Annotated in this window: 16 protein-coding genes; 14 read left to right on the forward strand and 2 right to left on the reverse strand. The window is 59.2% G+C overall.

The window, feature by feature from the left end:
- The first annotated feature begins 288 nt into the window (after nucleotides 1–288).
- From ssuE to DK870_RS10760, 6 genes are all read left to right on the forward strand, one after another.
- A complete protein-coding gene (gene ssuE, locus DK870_RS10735) occupies nucleotides 289–882 on the forward strand; it encodes an NADPH-dependent FMN reductase (protein ID WP_060753547.1) in 594 nt (197 codons plus the stop codon).
- A 92-nt stretch (nucleotides 883–974) separates the two neighbouring features.
- Nucleotides 975–1,943 (forward strand): sulfonate ABC transporter substrate-binding protein, encoded by a 969-nt coding sequence (locus DK870_RS10740; RefSeq protein ID WP_161548621.1) that lies wholly within the window; start codon nucleotides 975–977, stop codon nucleotides 1,941–1,943.
- A 25-nt stretch (nucleotides 1,944–1,968) separates the two neighbouring features.
- Nucleotides 1,969–3,117 carry an FMNH2-dependent alkanesulfonate monooxygenase gene (ssuD, locus tag DK870_RS10745; protein WP_060753545.1) on the forward strand — a complete coding sequence of 383 codons (1,149 nt, stop codon included), beginning with the start codon at nucleotides 1,969–1,971 and terminating at the stop codon, nucleotides 3,115–3,117.
- Nucleotides 3,118–3,126: 9 nt separating this feature from the next.
- The gene (ssuC, locus tag DK870_RS10750; protein WP_060753544.1) at nucleotides 3,127–3,915 is read left to right on the forward strand and encodes an aliphatic sulfonate ABC transporter permease SsuC; all 789 of its coding nucleotides are present in this window, start codon (nucleotides 3,127–3,129) and stop codon (nucleotides 3,913–3,915) included.
- On the forward strand, nucleotides 3,912–4,718 hold the full coding sequence (gene ssuB, locus DK870_RS10755; protein ID WP_060753543.1) for an aliphatic sulfonates ABC transporter ATP-binding protein: 807 nt from the start codon (nucleotides 3,912–3,914) through the stop codon (nucleotides 4,716–4,718). Before ssuC ends, ssuB begins: the two co-directional genes overlap by 4 nt.
- 28 nt (nucleotides 4,719–4,746) lie before the next feature.
- Nucleotides 4,747–4,962, forward strand: a complete 216-nt coding sequence (locus DK870_RS10760; protein WP_003213899.1) for a molybdopterin-binding protein — start codon at nucleotides 4,747–4,749, stop codon at nucleotides 4,960–4,962.
- Between the two features lie 112 nt (nucleotides 4,963–5,074).
- Here DK870_RS10760 and DK870_RS10765 read toward each other — a convergent pair whose 3' ends face one another.
- Nucleotides 5,075–5,704, reverse strand: a complete 630-nt coding sequence (locus DK870_RS10765) for a TetR/AcrR family transcriptional regulator (RefSeq protein WP_161548622.1) — start codon at nucleotides 5,702–5,704, stop codon at nucleotides 5,075–5,077.
- A 222-nt stretch (nucleotides 5,705–5,926) separates the two neighbouring features.
- Complete coding sequence (locus DK870_RS10770) at nucleotides 5,927–7,303, reverse strand: glutamine synthetase family protein (protein ID WP_010207341.1); 1,377 nt, start codon at nucleotides 7,301–7,303, stop codon at nucleotides 5,927–5,929.
- A 278-nt stretch (nucleotides 7,304–7,581) separates the two neighbouring features.
- Between DK870_RS10770 and DK870_RS10775 the strand changes: the two genes are divergently transcribed.
- From DK870_RS10775 to DK870_RS10810, 8 genes are all read left to right on the forward strand, one after another.
- On the forward strand, nucleotides 7,582–7,821 hold the full coding sequence (locus tag DK870_RS10775) for a hypothetical protein (RefSeq protein ID WP_090368103.1): 240 nt from the start codon (nucleotides 7,582–7,584) through the stop codon (nucleotides 7,819–7,821).
- A gap of 79 nt (nucleotides 7,822–7,900) precedes the next feature.
- Nucleotides 7,901–9,259, forward strand: a complete 1,359-nt coding sequence (locus DK870_RS10780; protein WP_060753539.1) for a glutamine synthetase family protein — start codon at nucleotides 7,901–7,903, stop codon at nucleotides 9,257–9,259.
- A 58-nt stretch (nucleotides 9,260–9,317) separates the two neighbouring features.
- Nucleotides 9,318–10,682, forward strand: a complete 1,365-nt coding sequence (locus DK870_RS10785) for an aspartate aminotransferase family protein (RefSeq protein ID WP_090368105.1) — start codon at nucleotides 9,318–9,320, stop codon at nucleotides 10,680–10,682.
- Between the two features lie 181 nt (nucleotides 10,683–10,863).
- On the forward strand, nucleotides 10,864–11,958 hold the full coding sequence (locus DK870_RS10790; RefSeq protein WP_161548734.1) for a polyamine ABC transporter substrate-binding protein: 1,095 nt from the start codon (nucleotides 10,864–10,866) through the stop codon (nucleotides 11,956–11,958).
- Between the two features lie 233 nt (nucleotides 11,959–12,191).
- Nucleotides 12,192–13,286, forward strand: coding sequence for a polyamine ABC transporter substrate-binding protein (locus DK870_RS10795; protein ID WP_060753537.1), 1,095 nt, complete (start codon nucleotides 12,192–12,194; stop codon nucleotides 13,284–13,286).
- Between the two features lie 65 nt (nucleotides 13,287–13,351).
- The gene (locus DK870_RS10800; protein ID WP_028618367.1) at nucleotides 13,352–14,494 is read left to right on the forward strand and encodes an ABC transporter ATP-binding protein; all 1,143 of its coding nucleotides are present in this window, start codon (nucleotides 13,352–13,354) and stop codon (nucleotides 14,492–14,494) included.
- Nucleotides 14,491–15,411 (forward strand): ABC transporter permease subunit, encoded by a 921-nt coding sequence (locus DK870_RS10805; RefSeq protein ID WP_060753535.1) that lies wholly within the window; start codon nucleotides 14,491–14,493, stop codon nucleotides 15,409–15,411. The genes DK870_RS10800 and DK870_RS10805 overlap by 4 nt, the downstream gene beginning before the upstream one ends.
- Complete coding sequence (locus tag DK870_RS10810; protein ID WP_090368110.1) at nucleotides 15,408–16,292, forward strand: ABC transporter permease subunit; 885 nt, start codon at nucleotides 15,408–15,410, stop codon at nucleotides 16,290–16,292. The genes DK870_RS10805 and DK870_RS10810 overlap by 4 nt, the downstream gene beginning before the upstream one ends.
- The last annotated feature ends 70 nt before the right edge of the window (nucleotides 16,293–16,362 follow it).

The raw sequence follows: 16,362 nt of genomic DNA on the forward strand, positions 1-16,362 counted from the left end.
TCCCGATGGCGGGGTGTCAGTCAATACATCCACTACTGACACACCGCCATCGGGAGCAAGCCCCCTCCCACAGTTGAATCGCATTTCGAGTCTCACATAGCAGGGGATTTCAGGCCGTTTCGACGGCCTTTTTTTTCGCCTCGAGAAATACGGACTGCATATATATTTATGGAATAAATAAATAAAAAAATAAGATTTATAGATATATAAATCAGCTGATATGGTCTCTACCATCTTGGCGCAATCGCCACCCAGCGAACCGCCGACACTTGCTCAAGGAATACCTGCATGCTGGTCGTAACACTTGGAGGCAGCCCCAGCCAGCGTTCCCGCTCTGGGGTCTTGCTGGAGAAAACCCGTCAGTGGCTACAGCAAAAAGGCGTGGAAGTGGTGAGTTATCAGGTACGGGACTTCCCGGCCGAAGACTTGCTGCACGCCCGCTTCGACAGCCCCAAAGTCATCGACCTGTTGCAGCAAGTGGCCAACGCCGACGGCCTGGTCATCGCCACGCCGGTGTACAAGGCTTCATTTTCCGGCGCGCTGAAAACCGTGCTCGATCTGCTGCCCGAGCGCGCCCTGGCGCACAAGATCGTGTTGCCCATGGCTACCGGTGGCAGCATCGCCCACATGCTGGCGGTGGATTACGCCTTGAAGCCCGTGCTCTCGGCCCTGAAAGCCCAGGAATTGCTGCACGGCATCTTTGCCGAAGACAGTCAGATCGCCTACGGCGAAGGCAGTGCCCAGGCGCAACTGGTGCCCGTGCTCGAACAGCGTTTGCATGAGGCCCTGGAGACACTTTACGACGCCATGGCCCGTCGCCCGAAACCGCTGGACCCCCACGTGTTGAATGAACGTTTGTTGAGTGCTCGCTGGAGCATTTAAGCCGTACCGTTTTTTGTAGTACTCACCTTACTCAGCCGCCAACGGCCAAGCAGGTGCAGCCAACCCCCTCATCGCAAATTGGAGAGAGCGCCATGCGCACTGTCATCTTGCGTCGTGGTCTGGTCGCACTGTTTGCTGCGGCTGTGTCCTTCGGCGCCATTGTTCAAGCTCAAGCGGCCGAGACCTTGCGGATCGGTTATCAGAAGTACGGCACCTTGGTGTTGCTCAAGGCCAAGGGCACCCTGGAAAAGCGCCTGGCCGCCCAGGGCGTGCAAGTGCAATGGACTGAATTCCCCGGTGGCCCGCAATTGCTGGAAGGCTTGAACGTCGGCTCGATCGACTTCGGCGTCACCGGTGAAACCCCGCCGGTCTTCGCCCAGGCGGCCGGTGCCGATCTGCTCTACGTCGCCTACGAGCCACCGGCGCCCACCAGCGAAGCGATCCTGGTGCCGAAGGATTCGTCGATCCAATCGGTGGCCGAGCTCAAGGGCAAGAAAGTTGTGCTCAATAAAGGCTCCAACGTGCACTACCTGCTGGTGCGTGCACTGGAGGATGCCGGTCTCAAATACACCGACGTGCAAACTGTATTCCTGCCGCCCGCCGATGCCCGCGCTGCGTTCGAGCGGGGCAGCGTCGATGCCTGGGTGATCTGGGACCCTTACCAGGCCGCCGCCGAGAAACAACTGCAAGCGCGCACCCTGCGTGACGGCACCGGCATTGCAGACAACCATCAGTTCTACCTCGCCACCAAGCCTTATGCCACACAGCACCCGGACGTCATCAAGGCGCTGGTGGAAGAAGTGCGTGCGGTGGGCGAGTGGTCCAAGGCCAACCCGCAGGAGGTCACCGAACAGGTCGCACCGCTGCTTGGCCTGCCGGCCGACATCACCCTGACCTCAGTCAAGCGCCAAGGCTACGGCGCACTGTTCCTGACGCCGGCGGTGGTCGCCGCTCAGCAGAAAATCGCCGACAGCTTCTACCAACTCAAATTGATCCCCAAACCCTTGAGCATCAAGGACGTGATCTGGACTCCACCCGCCGCCGTCGCCAAAGCGCCGTAATCCGACTTCTTCAGGAGACAACTCCATGAGCCTCAATATTTTCTGGTTTCTGCCTACCCATGGCGACGGCCATTACCTTGGCACCGCCGAAGGCGCTCGCGCCGTCGACCACGGTTACTTGCAGCAAGTGGCCCAGGCCGCCGACCGCCTGGGCTTCGGCGGCGTGCTGATTCCCACTGGTCGCTCCTGCGAAGATTCCTGGCTGGTAGCCGCTTCGCTGATCCCCGTGACCCAGCGTCTGAAATTCCTGGTCGCGCTACGCCCCGGGATCATTTCCCCGACGGTGGCCGCGCGTCAGGCGGCGACGCTGGATCGCCTGTCTGGTGGTCGTGCGCTGTTCAACCTGGTCACGGGTGGCGATCCGGAAGAATTGGCCGGTGACGGCTTGTTCCTCAGCCACGAAGAGCGCTATCAGGCCTCGGTGGAGTTCACTCGGATCTGGCGCCGCGTGCTGGAAGGCGAAACGGTGGATTACGACGGCGAGCACATCAGCGTCAAAGGCGCCAAGTTGCTCTACCCACCTATCCAGCAACCGCGCCCGCCGCTGTATTTTGGCGGCTCCTCCGAAGCGGCCCAGGACCTGGCTGCCGAACAGGTGGAAATGGTGCTCACCTGGGGCGAGCCACCTGCTGCCGTCGCCGAGAAAATCGAACAGGTACGTGCCAAGGCCGCCAAGCTTGGGCGCACCGTGCGCTTCGGTATCCGCCTGCATGTGATCGTGCGCGAAACCAATGAGGAAGCCTGGAAAGCCGCCGACAAGCTGATCTCCCATCTGGACGACGACACCATTGCCCGTGCCCAGGCTTCCCTGGCGCGCTTTGATTCGGTTGGGCAACAACGCATGGCCGCGCTGCATGGCGGCAGCCGCGACAACCTCGAAGTCAGCCCCAACCTGTGGGCCGGCGTCGGCCTGGTGCGCGGCGGTGCCGGTACGGCACTGGTGGGTGATGGCCCGACGGTAGCGGCGCGGGTCAAGGAATACGCAGACCTGGGTATCGATACGTTTATCTTCTCGGGTTATCCCCACCTGGAAGAGTCGTATCGGGTGGCCGAGCTGTTGTTCCCACACCTGGATATCGAACGTCCCGAATTGCCGAAAAGCGCCGGTTACGTCAGCCCGTTCGGTGAGATGGTCGCCAACGACATCCTTCCCAAAGCTGCATCACAGAGCTGAGGCGGCGCCATGAATCTTGAAAAATTGAGCCAGCGCATCGCGCCGTGGCTGCTGCCGATCCTGTTGTTGGCGATCTGGCAGTTGTCGGTGTCGGCGGGCTGGTTGTCCACGCGCATTCTGCCGGCGCCGAGTGCGGTGATCGAAGCCGGGATCAACCTGGTGCGCAGCGGCGAAATCTGGACGCATTTGGCGATCAGCGGCTGGCGTGCGGGCCTTGGGTTCTTGATCGGTGGCAGCATCGGCCTGGCCCTGGGCTTTATCACCGGTTTGTCGAAATGGGGCGAGCGCCTGCTGGACAGTTCGGTACAGATGATCCGCAACGTGCCGCACCTGGCGCTGATTCCGTTGGTGATCCTGTGGTTCGGCATTGACGAGACGGCGAAGATTTTCCTGGTGGCGCTCGGCACGTTGTTCCCGATCTACCTGAACACCTACCACGGCATCCGCAACGTCGACCCGGCGCTGGTGGAAATGTCGCGCAGCTATGGCCTGTCCGGGTTCAGCCTGTTCCGTCAGGTGATCCTGCCGGGGGCGCTGCCGTCGATTCTGGTGGGGGTGCGCTTCGCCTTGGGCTTCATGTGGCTGACGCTGATCGTGGCGGAAACCATCTCGGCCAGCTCCGGCATCGGTTATCTGGCCATGAACGCCCGCGAATTCCTGCAGACCGACGTGGTGGTGCTGGCCATCGTGCTTTACGCGGTCCTCGGCAAACTGGCCGACCTTGCCGCCCGTGGCCTGGAACGTGTGTGGCTGCGTTGGCACCCGGCTTACCAAGTCAATAAAGGAGGTGCGGCATGACGGCTCAACAACCTCCGCGCCTGCTTAAAGGCATCCCGCTGGCGGTACGCAAATTGCGCAAGGCCTTTGGTGCGCGAGAAGTGCTCAAAGAGATAGACCTGCATATCCCGGCCGGCCAGTTTGTGGCCGTGGTTGGCCGCAGCGGATGCGGTAAAAGCACCTTGCTGCGCCTGTTGGCGGGCCTGGACAAAGCCAGTGGCGGTGAGCTGCTGGCGGGTTCCGCGCCGCTTGATGAAGCGATTGAAGATACGCGGTTGATGTTCCAGGAAGCGCGCTTGCTGCCGTGGAAAAAGATCATCGACAACGTGGGCCTCGGCCTCAAGGGCAACTGGCGTCCCCAGGCCCTGGAGGCGTTGGACGCAGTGGGCCTGGCCGAACGTGCCAATGAGTGGCCGGCGGCCTTGTCCGGTGGCCAGAAGCAGCGCGTGGCCCTGGCTCGCGCATTGATTCACCAGCCGCGCCTGTTGCTGCTCGACGAGCCGCTGGGCGCGTTGGACGCGCTGACCCGCATTGAGATGCAGCAACTGATCGAAAACCTTTGGCGCAAGCACGGCTTTACCGTGTTGCTGGTGACCCACGATGTCAGCGAAGCCGTGGCTATTGCCGACCGGGTGATCCTGATCGAAGACGGTGAAATCGGCCTGGACCTCGTTGTCGACCTGCCACGCCCACGAGCCCGAGGCTCGCACCGCCTGGCCGCACTCGAAGCCGAAGTGCTCAACCGTGTGCTGTCGCTGCCTGGCTCGCCGCCGGAACCGGAACCTGTTTCACCGCTGCCTACGCAATTGCGATGGGCTCAATAACTCACTTGTCCCATGAAGGAAGAAGACCATGACTATTAAAGCTATCAACGTGCGTAACCAGTTCAAAGGCACCATCAAGGAAATCGTCGAAGGCGATGTGCTGTCGGAAATTGACGTACAGACCGCATCGGGCATCGTCACGTCCGTGATCACCACCCGTTCGGTCAAAGAGCTGGAGCTGGTGATTGGCAGTGAAGTGATTGCCTTTGTGAAATCCACCGAGGTGTCGATCGCCAAGTTGTGATCGTTCTTGAGGCCGCCATCGGGGCAGCCCCCTCGCACATTTGATCGGTGAATAGATTCAAAGTGTGGGAGGGGGCTTGCCCCCGATGAGGCCCTTTCAACCACCCCGGAACTCAACGCTTGGGCAGGTAAGCCGGCAGGTACAACCCCACATACGCGTCAAACACCCGCATTCCTTCTTCCGCCATGCGCGGCGTAATCAGCCCATGCTGATGCACCGAGCGCGCATAGACGCGGTCGCTCAGCTCCAGTGCCAGTGCAAACACATCCATATCGGCGGGTAAGGTCGGCACCTCGAAATGCCGATTGAACACGGTGAGCATCAAATCGCCCAATTCCAGATCATGCTGACGGTCGGCCTGGGTCACTTCGGTCAGCCCGTGCTGGGCCAGGATCAGCTGGCGAGCGGCGGCGTCCTGGTCGTAGATGGCGAGCATGCGCTGTTCGACGATGTAGGACAGATCACGCCAGTGCTTGAGTGACTCATGCTCGATGGGTGCCTGGATGGCGGCCCGGAAAGCGGCGTGCACATCGGCGGTCAGCGCTTCCAGCAGCGCCGGCACGCTGGCGAAGAAGTGATACACCGACGACGGCGGGATCTGTGCCCGCTCGGCCACGCTGTAGATCGACAGACTCGCCACGCCTTCGGCGGCCAGCAAGGTGCGGGCGGCGTCGAGGATCGCATCAATCCGGGCCTGGCTGCGGGCGCGGGGTTTGCGAGGGGCGGTGGGGCGGGTAGTCATGGACGTCTCCTACAAGGCAGCGGGCATTGTATGAGCAGGAATCTGTGTTGTCTTCCAGGCCGCCATCGGGAGCAAGCCCCCTCCCACAGTTTGATTTGTGAATACATTCAAGTGTGGGAGGGGGCTTGCTCCCGATGAGGCCAACCCAGTGTCCTAGCAGAAACGCATAAAAAAACGCCGCCGACCAAAGTCGGCAGCGTTCGTTATCAGCGCAGCAACCGTTTATACGGTATGCAGGTACCAGTTGTACTCAAGGTCGGAGATGGAGTGTTCGAACTCTTCCAGCTCACTTTCCTTACAGGCGACGAAGATATCGATGTATTTAGGATCGATGTACTTGGCCATCACCTCGCTGTCATCCAACTCACGCAGGGCATCGCGCAGGTTGTTCGGCAGGCTCTGCTCGTTCTGCTCGTAGCTGTTGCCTTCCACCGGTGCGTTAGGCTCGATCTTGTTGGTCAGGCCGTGGTGCACGCCTGCCAGGACCGAAGCCATCAGCAGGTAGGGGTTGGCGTCGGCGCCGGCCACACGGTGTTCGATACGTACGGCATCGGACGAGCCGGTCGGTACGCGAATCGCCACGGTGCGGTTGTCCAGGCCCCAGCACGGCGAGTTCGGCACATAGAACTGCGCGCCGAAACGCCGGTAGGAGTTGACGTTGGGGCACAGGAACGCCATTTGGGCGGGTAGGGTCTCGAGCACACCGCCGATCGCGTGACGCAATGCGGCGTTCTGCTCGGGATCCTCGCTGGCAAAGATGTTCTTGCCGTCCTTGTCCAGGATCGAAATGTGTACGTGCAAACCGTTGCCTGCCTGGCCTGGGTAAGGCTTGGCCATGAAGGTGGTGTCCATCTCATGGTCGTAGGCGATGTTCTTGATCAGGCGCTTGAGCAGTACGGCGTAGTCGCAAGCCTTGATCGGGTCGGCCACGTGGTGCAGGTTCACTTCGAACTGCGCCGGGGCACTTTCCTTGACGATGGCGTCGGCCGGGATGCCTTGCTCTTTGGCACCTTCCAGAATGTCCTGGAGGCAGTCGACGTATTCGTCGAGGTCGTCGATCAGGTAGACCTGTGTCGAGTGCGGGCGTTTGCCGGAGATCGGCGAGCGGGGCGGTTGTGGGCGGCCATTCACGTTCTCCTGGTCGATCAGGTAGAACTCAAGTTCGAAGGCGGCGCAGATCGTCAGGCCGAGGTCGTCGAATTTGCTGACAACCTGGCGAAGCACTTCGCGCGGATCGGCGAAGAAAGGTTCACCTTCAAGTTCGTGCATGGTCATCAGCAGTTGCGCGGTTGGGCGCTTTTGCCAAGGTTCATTGCACAGGGTATCGGGGATTGGATAACAGATTCGGTCAGCATCACCGATGTCCAGGCCCAGGCCGGTGCTTTCCACCGTCGAGCCGTTGATATCCAGGGCAAATAAAGAGGCAGGCAGGTTGATGCCCTTCTCGTAAACCTTGTGGAGGCTGGTGCGTTCGATGCGCTTGCCGCGCACCACACCATTCATATCCGCAATTAGAAGGTCTACGTACAGAACCTCAGGATGATCCTTAAGGAACGCGTTCGCTTCGTTAAGCTGAACGGCACGCGGGGGTACCGACATGATGCAACACCTTTGTTGTTAAAAATATCAATCATTGATCTTTTCTGGTTTCAGTCAACCCGAACGGCATGCCGAAGTCAAGCGAGGCATTTTTCGCCCTAAAAAAGCGCCTCGAGGGCATTTTTGGGGCTTTTTGGGGCGGTTTTTTGGGTTTGAAGGGCTTGGGACTCGCAGGCTTGAGCGGGCCGTGTTGTATTTTTTACGGGGGTGTTGTGTAAAAAAATGAACAAGGCTAAGCTCGATTCAAACCCATAACAGCAATAATACCGGGGTGTTTCATGTTTCACCTGCCGCCATTCGGCGTCTTTGCCTGCTTGCGCCAGGCGTTGTCCGCAGTCCGTTCGCCCCGCGTGAATGCCCGCGTACCGGCCAATATTCTTGACGGCCTGTCCGACCTCCTTTTTGCCTTCTCAACTGTGACTGACCGGCTGCCGTCCACGCTGCCGATCATGATTCTGCACAACTTTGGCCTGAGGAATGCAACGCAGCAGCAAATGACGGGTAAGCTCCTACCCTGAACGAAAAAGCGACGCGGATGCTGCGTCAACCAACGCCTGACCTTTAATGGATGTCAGGAAACCCAGCCCAGAGGCATTTATGAGTAACAACCTCGACCAGCTCACCGATTGGTTGAAAGACCACAAGATCACAGAAGTCGAATGCATGATTGGCGACCTCACCGGCATCACCCGGGGCAAGATCTCGCCGACCAACAAGTTCATCGCCGAGAAAGGCATGCGTCTGCCCGAGAGCGTGCTGCTGCAGACCGTCACCGGCGACTACGTCGAAGACGACATCTATTACGAATTGCTCGACCCGGCCGACATCGACATGATCTGCCGCCCCGACCAGAACGCCGTATTCCTGGTGCCTTGGGCCATTGAGCCGACCGCCCAGGTGATCCACGACACCTACGACAAGCAAGGCAACCCGATCGAGCTGTCGCCGCGCAACGTACTCAAGAAAGTCCTCAAGCTCTATGCCGATAAAGGCTGGCAGCCCATTGTGGCGCCGGAGATGGAGTTCTACCTGACCAAGCGCTGCGAAGACCCGGACTTCCCGCTGCAACCGCCGATTGGCCGTTCCGGCCGCCCGGAAACCGGTCGCCAGTCCTTCTCTATAGAAGCGGCCAACGAATTCGACCCGCTGTTCGAAGACGTCTACGACTGGTGCGAACTGCAGGAACTGGACCTCGACACCCTGATCCACGAAGACGGCACTGCGCAGATGGAAATCAACTTCCGTCATGGCGATGCCCTGTCCCTGGCCGACCAGATCCTGGTGTTCAAGCGCACCATGCGCGAAGCCGCGCTCAAGCACGACGTGGCTGCCACCTTCATGGCCAAGCCGATGACCGGCGAGCCCGGCAGCGCGATGCACTTGCACCAGAGCATCATCGACATCGCCACCGGCAAGAACGTCTTCTCCAATGAAGACGGGACCATGAGCCAACTGTTCCTCAACCACATTGGCGGCCTGCAGAAATTCATCCCTGAATTGCTGCCGCTGTTTGCCCCCAACGTGAACTCGTTCCGCCGTTTCCTGCCCGACACCTCGGCGCCGGTCAACGTGGAATGGGGCGAAGAAAACCGCACCGTCGGTTTGCGTGTGCCGGATGCCGGCCCGCAGAACCGCCGCGTGGAAAACCGCCTGCCGGGCGCCGACGCCAACCCGTACCTGGCCATTGCCGCCAGTTTGCTGTGTGGCTTCATCGGCATGGTCGAAGGCCATAACCCAAGCGCGCCCGTGGTGGGCCGTGGTTACGAACGACGCAATCTGCGCCTGCCGTTGACCATCGAAGATGCCTTGGAACGCATGGAAAACAGCAAGACCATCGAGAAATACCTGGGTCGCAAATTCATCACAGGCTACGTCGCGGTCAAGCGGGCCGAGCATGAAAACTTCAAGCGCGTGATCAGTTCATGGGAGCGGGAATTCCTGCTCTTCGCCGTCTGACGCGCCGGGCGCACTGTGGGAACAGCGCGCCCTTCACTGAAAAGTCTAGGAGATTGGTATGTCCAGCAACAACCCGCAAACCCGTGAATGGCAAGCCTTGAGCAGCGATCATCACTTGGCGCCGTTCAGCGATTTCAAGCAATTGAAAGAGAAGGGCCCACGGATCATCACCAAAGCCCACGGTGTTTACCTGTGGGACAGCGAAGGCAACAAGATCCTCGACGGCATGGCCGGCCTGTGGTGCGTGGCGGTCGGTTACGGTCGTGATGAGCTGGCCGACGCCGCCGCCAAGCAGATGAAAGAGCTGCCCTACTACAACCTGTTCTTCCAGACGGCTCACCCGCCGGTGCTGGAACTGGCCAAGGTGATTGCCGACATTGCACCGGCCGGCATGAACCATGTGTTCTTCACCGGTTCCGGCTCCGAAGGCAACGACACCATGTTGCGCATGGTCCGCCACTACTGGGCGATCAAGGGCCAACCGAATAAAAAAGTCATCATCAGCCGCAAGAACGGCTACCACGGTTCCACCGTGGCCGGCGCGAGCCTGGGCGGCATGACGTATATGCATGAACAGGGCGACTTGCCGATCCCGGGCATTACCCACATCGCCCAGCCTTACTGGTTCGGCGAAGGCGGCGACATGAGTCCCGAGGAGTTCGGGGTCTGGGCCGCCAACCAACTGGAAGAGAAGATTCTGGAACTGGGCGTGGACAACGTCGGTGCCTTTATTGCCGAGCCGATCCAGGGCGCTGGTGGCGTGATCGTGCCGCCGGATACCTACTGGCCGCGCATCAAGGAAATCCTGGCCAAGTACGACATCCTGTTTGTCGCCGACGAAGTGATCTGCGGCTTCGGCCGTACCGGTGAGTGGTTCGGCAGCGACTTCTATGACCTCAAGCCGCACATGATGACCATCGCCAAGGGCCTGACCTCGGGCTACGTGCCCATGGGCGGCCTGATCGTGCACGACGATGTAGTTGCCGTGTTGAACGAAGGGGGTGATTTCAACCACGGTTTCACCTATTCCGGCCACCCGGTAGCAGCGGCGGTGGCCCTGGAAAACATCCGCATCCTGCGCGATGAAAAAATCGTGGATCGCGTGCACGAAGAAACGGCACCGTATTTGCAGAAACGTCTGAGGGAACTGGCTGACCACCCGTTGGTGGGTGAAGTTCGCGGTGCAGGCATGCTGGGTGCGATCGAGCTGGTCCAGGACAAGGCCACCCGCAAGCGCTATGAAGGCAAAGGCGTGGGCATGATTTGCCGCAACTTCTGCTTCAACAACGGGCTGATCATGCGCGCCGTGGGTGACACCATGATCATTTCGCCGTCGCTGGTGATCAGCAAGGCCGAAATCGACGAACTGGTGACCAAGGCGCGGACGTGCCTGGACCTGACTTTGGCGGCATTGCAGGGCTAAGTGCTAGGCTCAGTACGCGGTTCACTGAGCAGTTATAAATGTAGGGGCCTTGGTTGAAAGCCGGCCCCTGAACTTGCCAGACTGTCCCCCTGTTTTGTTGCCCTGCGCAAGGGCGCCGAACATAAAAGAACGTGGCCCAAAAAAGAAAAATTGGAGCATCACCATAATGAAGGCATTAGGTTTGAAGAACGCTGGCAAGACTCTCCTCGCCTTGTCCCTGATGGGCGCAATGGCGGGTGCGGCCCAGGCAGACGATAAAGTGCTGCACGTCTACAACTGGTCTGACTACATTGCACCGGACACCATCGCCAACTTTGAAAAAGAGTCGGGCATCAAAGTGGTGTACGACGTTTTCGACAGTAACGAAACCCTGGAAGCCAAGTTGCTGGCAGGCAAGTCCGGCTACGACATCGTCGTTCCGTCGAACAACTTCCTCGCCAAGCAGATCAAGGCCGGTGTCTACCAGGAGCTGGACAAGTCCAAGCTGTCCAACTACGGCAACCTGAACAAATCCCTGCTTAAAGCCGTGTCGGTCAGCGACCCGGACAACAAGCACGCCTTCCCTTACATGTGGGGCTCGATCGGCATCGGCTACAACCCGGAGAAGGTCAAGGCCGCGCTGGGCGTGGACAAGATCGATTCGTGGGACGTGCTGCTCAAGCCTGAAAACATTGCCAAGCTCAAGAGCTGCGGCGTGAGCTTCCTCGACTCGCCGACCGAAATGCTGCCGGTGGCGCTGCACTACCTGGGCCTGCCAACCGACACTCAGGATAAAAAACAGCTCAAGCAAGCCGAAGACCTGTTCCTGAAAATCCGTCCGTCGATCAGCTACTTCCACTCGTCCAAGTACATCTCGGACCTGGCCAACGGCAACATCTGCGTCGCCGTGGGTTACTCGGGTGATATCCAGCAGGCCAAGTCCCGTGCGGCCGAAGCCGGCGGCAAGGTCAAGGTGGCCTACGATATTCCGAAAGAAGGTGCAGGCAGTTTCTATGACATGGTCGCCATCCCTAAAGATGCCGAAAACGTCGACGCCGCCTACAAGTTCATGAACTACCTGCTCAAGCCGGAGGTCATGGCTGCGATCACCGACAGCGTACGTTTCCCGAACGGTAACGAGAAGGCTACCGCACTGGTCGACAAGGAAATCACCAGCGACCCAGGCATCTATCCACCAGCCGATGTGCAGGCCAAGCTCTACGCCATTGCTGACTTGCCGGCTGCGACCCAGCGTGAAATGACACGCAGCTGGACCAAGATCAAATCCGGTAAATAAGCCTTAAACCGGAGGGGAGTGTGGGAGGGGGCTTGCTCCCGATAGCGGTGTATCAACCAACATATGGGTATCCGATTGACCGCTATCGGGAGCAAGCCCCCTCCCACATGACCCGCTCCCACACATTTAAATGACAGAAAGTTTTGCCGGATCGGTTTATCGAGGGTAAGTTGCGCGCCGGTTTTGTTGCCGGGCAACAACTTTTGGGCCCAACTATTTAAGAGGACCTCCACTTGCCAATTTCTTTATTTCGCAAAGCCTTGCTGGTGGGTGCAGGTATCACGCTGGCTGTCAGCGTGCAGGCCGCCCCGACTGTGCATATTTATAACTGGTCGGACTACATCGGCACCGACACGCTGGCCAATTTCGAAAAGGCTACCGGCATCAAGCCCGTGTATGACGTGTTCGATTCCAACGAAACCCTGGAAGGCAAGTTGCTTGCCGGGCGTACCGGCTACGACGTGGTCGTGCCGTCCAACCACTTCCTCGGCAAGCAGATCAAGGCCGGGGCGTTCCAGAAACTCGACAAGTCTTTACTGACGAACTATTCCAACCTTGACCCGGCGCTGCTCAAGCGTCTGGAAAAGAACGATCCGGGTAACCAGTACGCAGTGCCGTATCTGTGGGGCACCAATGGCATCGGTTACAACGTCGACAAGGTCAAGGAAGTGCTCGGCGTCGATCATATTGACTCCTGGGCCGTGCTGTTCGAACCGGAAAACATGAAGAAGCTGGCCACTTGCGGCGTATCGTTCATGGACTCGGCGGATGAAATGCTGCCGGCGGTGCTCAACTACATGGGCTTGAACCCTAACAGCACCAACCCCGAAGACTACAAGAAGGCCGAAGAAAAGCTGCTCAAAGTGCGGCCCTACGTGACCTATTTCCATTCTTCCAAATACATTTCCGACCTGGCCAACGGCAACATCTGCGTGGCGGCAGGCTTCTCCGGCGATGTGTTCCAGGCCAGGTCTCGCGCGGCTGAAGCGGGCAAGGGCGTGAACATTGCCTACGTGATTCCGAAAGAAGGCGGCAACCTGTGGTTTGACGTGCTGGCGATCCCCAAGGACGCCACCAACGTCAAAGAGGCCCACGCCTTCATCAACTATTTACTGCAACCTGAGGTGATCGCTCAGGTCAGTGATGTCGTCGGTTATGCCAACCCTAACCCAGGGGCGGACAAACTGATGGATCAATCGATACGCACTGACGCAGCGGTTTACCCACCGCAGGCGGTTCTCGACCGGACATTCGTCAACTTCGAGTTACCCCCGAAAGTGCAGCGTTTGATGACCCGTAGCTGGACCAAGGTCAAGACGGGCAAGTAAGGCTCAAACTATCCAAGGTTTCGTCCGTGTTGGTCGAACAGAAAACTTTGTTGGGAGTTTCGCAAATGGCAGTTGCCTCCGGCGCCTATAAGAAAGCCCTCGAGGGCGACCAGACACCGAAAAAGGTGTTGGTCAAAATCGACCGGGTCACGAAGAAGTTCGACGAGACGATTGCCGTGGACGATGTGTCCCTGGAAATCAAGAAAGGCGAGATCTTCGCCTTGCTCGGCGGTTCGGGCTCAGGCAAATCCACCTTGCTGCGCATGCTCGCAGGCTTCGAGCGCCCAACGGAAGGTCGCATCTACCTCGACGGTGTGGACATCACCGACATGCCGCCCTACGAGCGGCCGATCAACATGATGTTCCAGTCCTACGCCTTGTTCCCACACATGACCGTGGCGCAGAACATCGCCTTCGGCCTGCAACAGGACAAGATCCCCAAGGCCGAAATCGACGCCCGGGTGGCCGAGATGCTCAAGCTGGTACAGATGAGCCAGTACGCCAAGCGCAAGCCGCACCAGTTGTCCGGTGGTCAGCGTCAGCGTGTGGCCCTGGCCCGTTCCCTGGCCAAGCGCCCGAAACTGCTGCTGCTCGATGAGCCGATGGGCGCGCTGGACAAGAAACTGCGTTCGCAGATGCAGCTTGAACTGGTTGAGATCATCGAGCGCGTGGGTGTGACCTGCGTCATGGTGACCCACGACCAGGAAGAGGCCATGACCATGGCTGAACGCATCGCGATCATGCACCTGGGCTGGATCGCCCAGATCGGCAGCCCGATCGATATCTACGAAACCCCGACCAGCCGCCTGGTGTGCGAGTTCATCGGCAACGTCAACATCTTCGACACCCAGGTGGTGGATGACGCCGAAGGCCACGCGGTGCTCAAGTGCCCGGACCTGGACCGCGACATCTACGTGGGCTACGGCATTGCCACCTCGGTGGAAGACAAATCCGTGACTTACGCCATTCGCCCGGAAAAACTGCTGGTCACCACCGAAATGCCGACCTGTGAGCACAACTGGTCCAGCGGCAAAGTGCACGACATTGCCTACCTGGGTGGCCATTCGGTGTTCTACGTGGAACTGCCGAGCGGCAAACTGGTGCAGTCCTTCGTGGCTAACGCCGAACGCCGTGGCCAGCGTCCGACCTGGGGCGACCAGGTCTACGTGTGGTGGGAAGACGACAGCGGCGTGGTACTTCGCTCATGAACATGAAGAAGCTCAAGCGCCAGTTGCAACGAATAACTCCCGATGGTCGACACGTGGTTATCGGGATTCCATTCCTTTGGTTGTTCCTGTTCTTCATGCTGCCGTTCTTCATCGTCTTGAAGATCAGCTTTGCCGAAGCCGACGTTGCGATCCCGCCTTACACCGAGATCTACACCTTCGTTGAGCAGAAACTGCAGGTGGTGCTCAACCTGGCCAACTACTCGATGCTGGGTGACGACGAGTTGTACATCGCCGCATACCTGGGCTCGTTGAAGATGGCGTTTTTCAGCACGCTCCTGTGTCTGTTGATCGGCTATCCGATGGCCTACGCCATCGCCAGCGCGCGCAAAGAGATGCAGACCGTGCTGGTGTTGCTGATCATGATGCCGACCTGGACCGCGATCCTGATCCGTGTGTATGCGTGGATGGGCATCCTCAGCAACAACGGTTTGCTCAACGGCTTCCTGATGTCCATCGGGTTGATCAACGAGCCGCTGCAGATCCTCAATACCAATATTGCGGTGTATATCGGCGTGGTCTATTCGTACCTGCCGTTCATGATCCTGCCGCTGTATGCCAACCTGGTCAAACATGATCAGAGCTTGCTGGAGGCCGCGTCCGACCTGGGGTCGAGCACCTTCAACAGCTTCTGGAAGATCACCGTGCCGCTGTCCAAGAACGGCATCATCGCCGGTTGCATGCTGGTGTTTATCCCGGTAGTGGGCGAGTTCGTGATCCCGGAACTGCTGGGCGGTCCGGAAACCCTGATGATCGGTAAAGTGTTGTGGCAAGAGTTCTTCAATAACCGTGACTGGCCGGTGGCCTCTGCCCTGGCGGTGGTGATGCTGGCGATCCTGATCGTGCCGATCATCCTGTTCAACCGCAGCCAAGCCAAAGAGATGGAGGGCAAGATATGAAGCGCGTCAGTTTCTCAAGCTTCATGCTGGTGGCGGGGTTGCTGTTCATCTACCTGCCGATGCTGATCCTGGTGATCTACTCGTTCAACGAATCCAAGCTGGTGACCGTCTGGGGCGGTTGGTCGATCAAGTGGTACGTGGGCCTGTTGGACAACACCCAGTTGATGGGCTCGGTGGCCCGCTCGCTGGAAATCGCCTGCTATACGGCGGTGGCTGCGGTGGCCCTGGGCACCTTGGCAGCCTTCGTGCTGACGCGCATCAGCCAGTTCAAGGGCCGCACGCTGTTCGGCGGCCTGGTGACCGCGCCGTTGGTGATGCCGGAAGTGATCACCGGTCTGTCGCTGTTGCTGCTGTTTGTGGCCATGGCGCAAATGATCGGCTGGCCCCAGGAGCGTGGCATCGTCACCATCTGGATCGCCCACACCACTTTCTGTGCGGCGTATGTGGCGGTGGTGGTGTCGGCACGCCTGCGTGAGCTGGACCTGTCGATTGAAGAAGCGGCAATGGACCTGGGGGCGCGACCGTGGAAGGTGTTCTTCCTGATCACGATCCCGATGATCGCGCCATCGTTGGCGGCGGGCGGCATGATGTCGTTCGCCTTGTCGCTGGATGATCTGGTACTGGCCAGCTTCGTATCGGGCCCGGGCTCGACGACCTTGCCGATGGAAGTGTTCTCGGCGGTGCGCCTTGGGGTCAAACCCGAGATCAATGCCGTGGCCAGCCTGATTCTGTTGGCGGTGTCGCTGGTGACCTTCCTGGTGTGGTTCTTCAGCCGTCGTGCCGAAGAGCACCGCAAGAAAGCCATCCAGCAAGCCATCGAAGAAGCGGCGGCGGATGGCTGGCAGCAGCCGGACAAGCGCCGCGCGACTGCACCGGTCTAATCAGGTCTACCTGAAGAAACTGGATCAAACTGTGGGAGCGGCCAAGCCCGCTCCCACAGTTGATTGCATT

The organism is Pseudomonas sp. Q1 (genome assembly GCF_009935975.1).
Taxonomy (GTDB): Bacteria; Pseudomonadota; Gammaproteobacteria; order Pseudomonadales; family Pseudomonadaceae; genus Aquipseudomonas; species Aquipseudomonas palleroniana.

Excerpts from the sequence above, each read along its gene's own strand:
- ssuE (WP_060753547.1), top strand. The coding sequence starts at position 289 with ATGCTGGTCGTAACACTTGGAGGCAGCCCCAGCCAGCGTTCCCGCTCT.
- DK870_RS10740 (WP_161548621.1), top strand. The coding sequence starts at position 975 with ATGCGCACTGTCATCTTGCGTCGTGGTCTGGTCGCACTGTTTGCTGCG.
- ssuD (WP_060753545.1), top strand. The coding sequence starts at position 1,969 with ATGAGCCTCAATATTTTCTGGTTTCTGCCTACCCATGGCGACGGCCAT.
- ssuC (WP_060753544.1), top strand. The coding sequence starts at position 3,127 with ATGAATCTTGAAAAATTGAGCCAGCGCATCGCGCCGTGGCTGCTGCCG.
- ssuB (WP_060753543.1), top strand. The coding sequence starts at position 3,912 with ATGACGGCTCAACAACCTCCGCGCCTGCTTAAAGGCATCCCGCTGGCG.
- DK870_RS10760 (WP_003213899.1), top strand. The coding sequence starts at position 4,747 with ATGACTATTAAAGCTATCAACGTGCGTAACCAGTTCAAAGGCACCATC.
- DK870_RS10765 (WP_161548622.1), bottom strand. The coding sequence starts at position 5,704 with ATGACTACCCGCCCCACCGCCCCTCGCAAACCCCGCGCCCGCAGCCAG.
- DK870_RS10770 (WP_010207341.1), bottom strand. The coding sequence starts at position 7,303 with ATGTCGGTACCCCCGCGTGCCGTTCAGCTTAACGAAGCGAACGCGTTC.
- DK870_RS10775 (WP_090368103.1), top strand. The coding sequence starts at position 7,582 with ATGTTTCACCTGCCGCCATTCGGCGTCTTTGCCTGCTTGCGCCAGGCG.
- DK870_RS10780 (WP_060753539.1), top strand. The coding sequence starts at position 7,901 with ATGAGTAACAACCTCGACCAGCTCACCGATTGGTTGAAAGACCACAAG.
- DK870_RS10785 (WP_090368105.1), top strand. The coding sequence starts at position 9,318 with ATGTCCAGCAACAACCCGCAAACCCGTGAATGGCAAGCCTTGAGCAGC.
- DK870_RS10800 (WP_028618367.1), top strand. The coding sequence starts at position 13,352 with ATGGCAGTTGCCTCCGGCGCCTATAAGAAAGCCCTCGAGGGCGACCAG.
- DK870_RS10805 (WP_060753535.1), top strand. The coding sequence starts at position 14,491 with ATGAACATGAAGAAGCTCAAGCGCCAGTTGCAACGAATAACTCCCGAT.
- DK870_RS10810 (WP_090368110.1), top strand. The coding sequence starts at position 15,408 with ATGAAGCGCGTCAGTTTCTCAAGCTTCATGCTGGTGGCGGGGTTGCTG.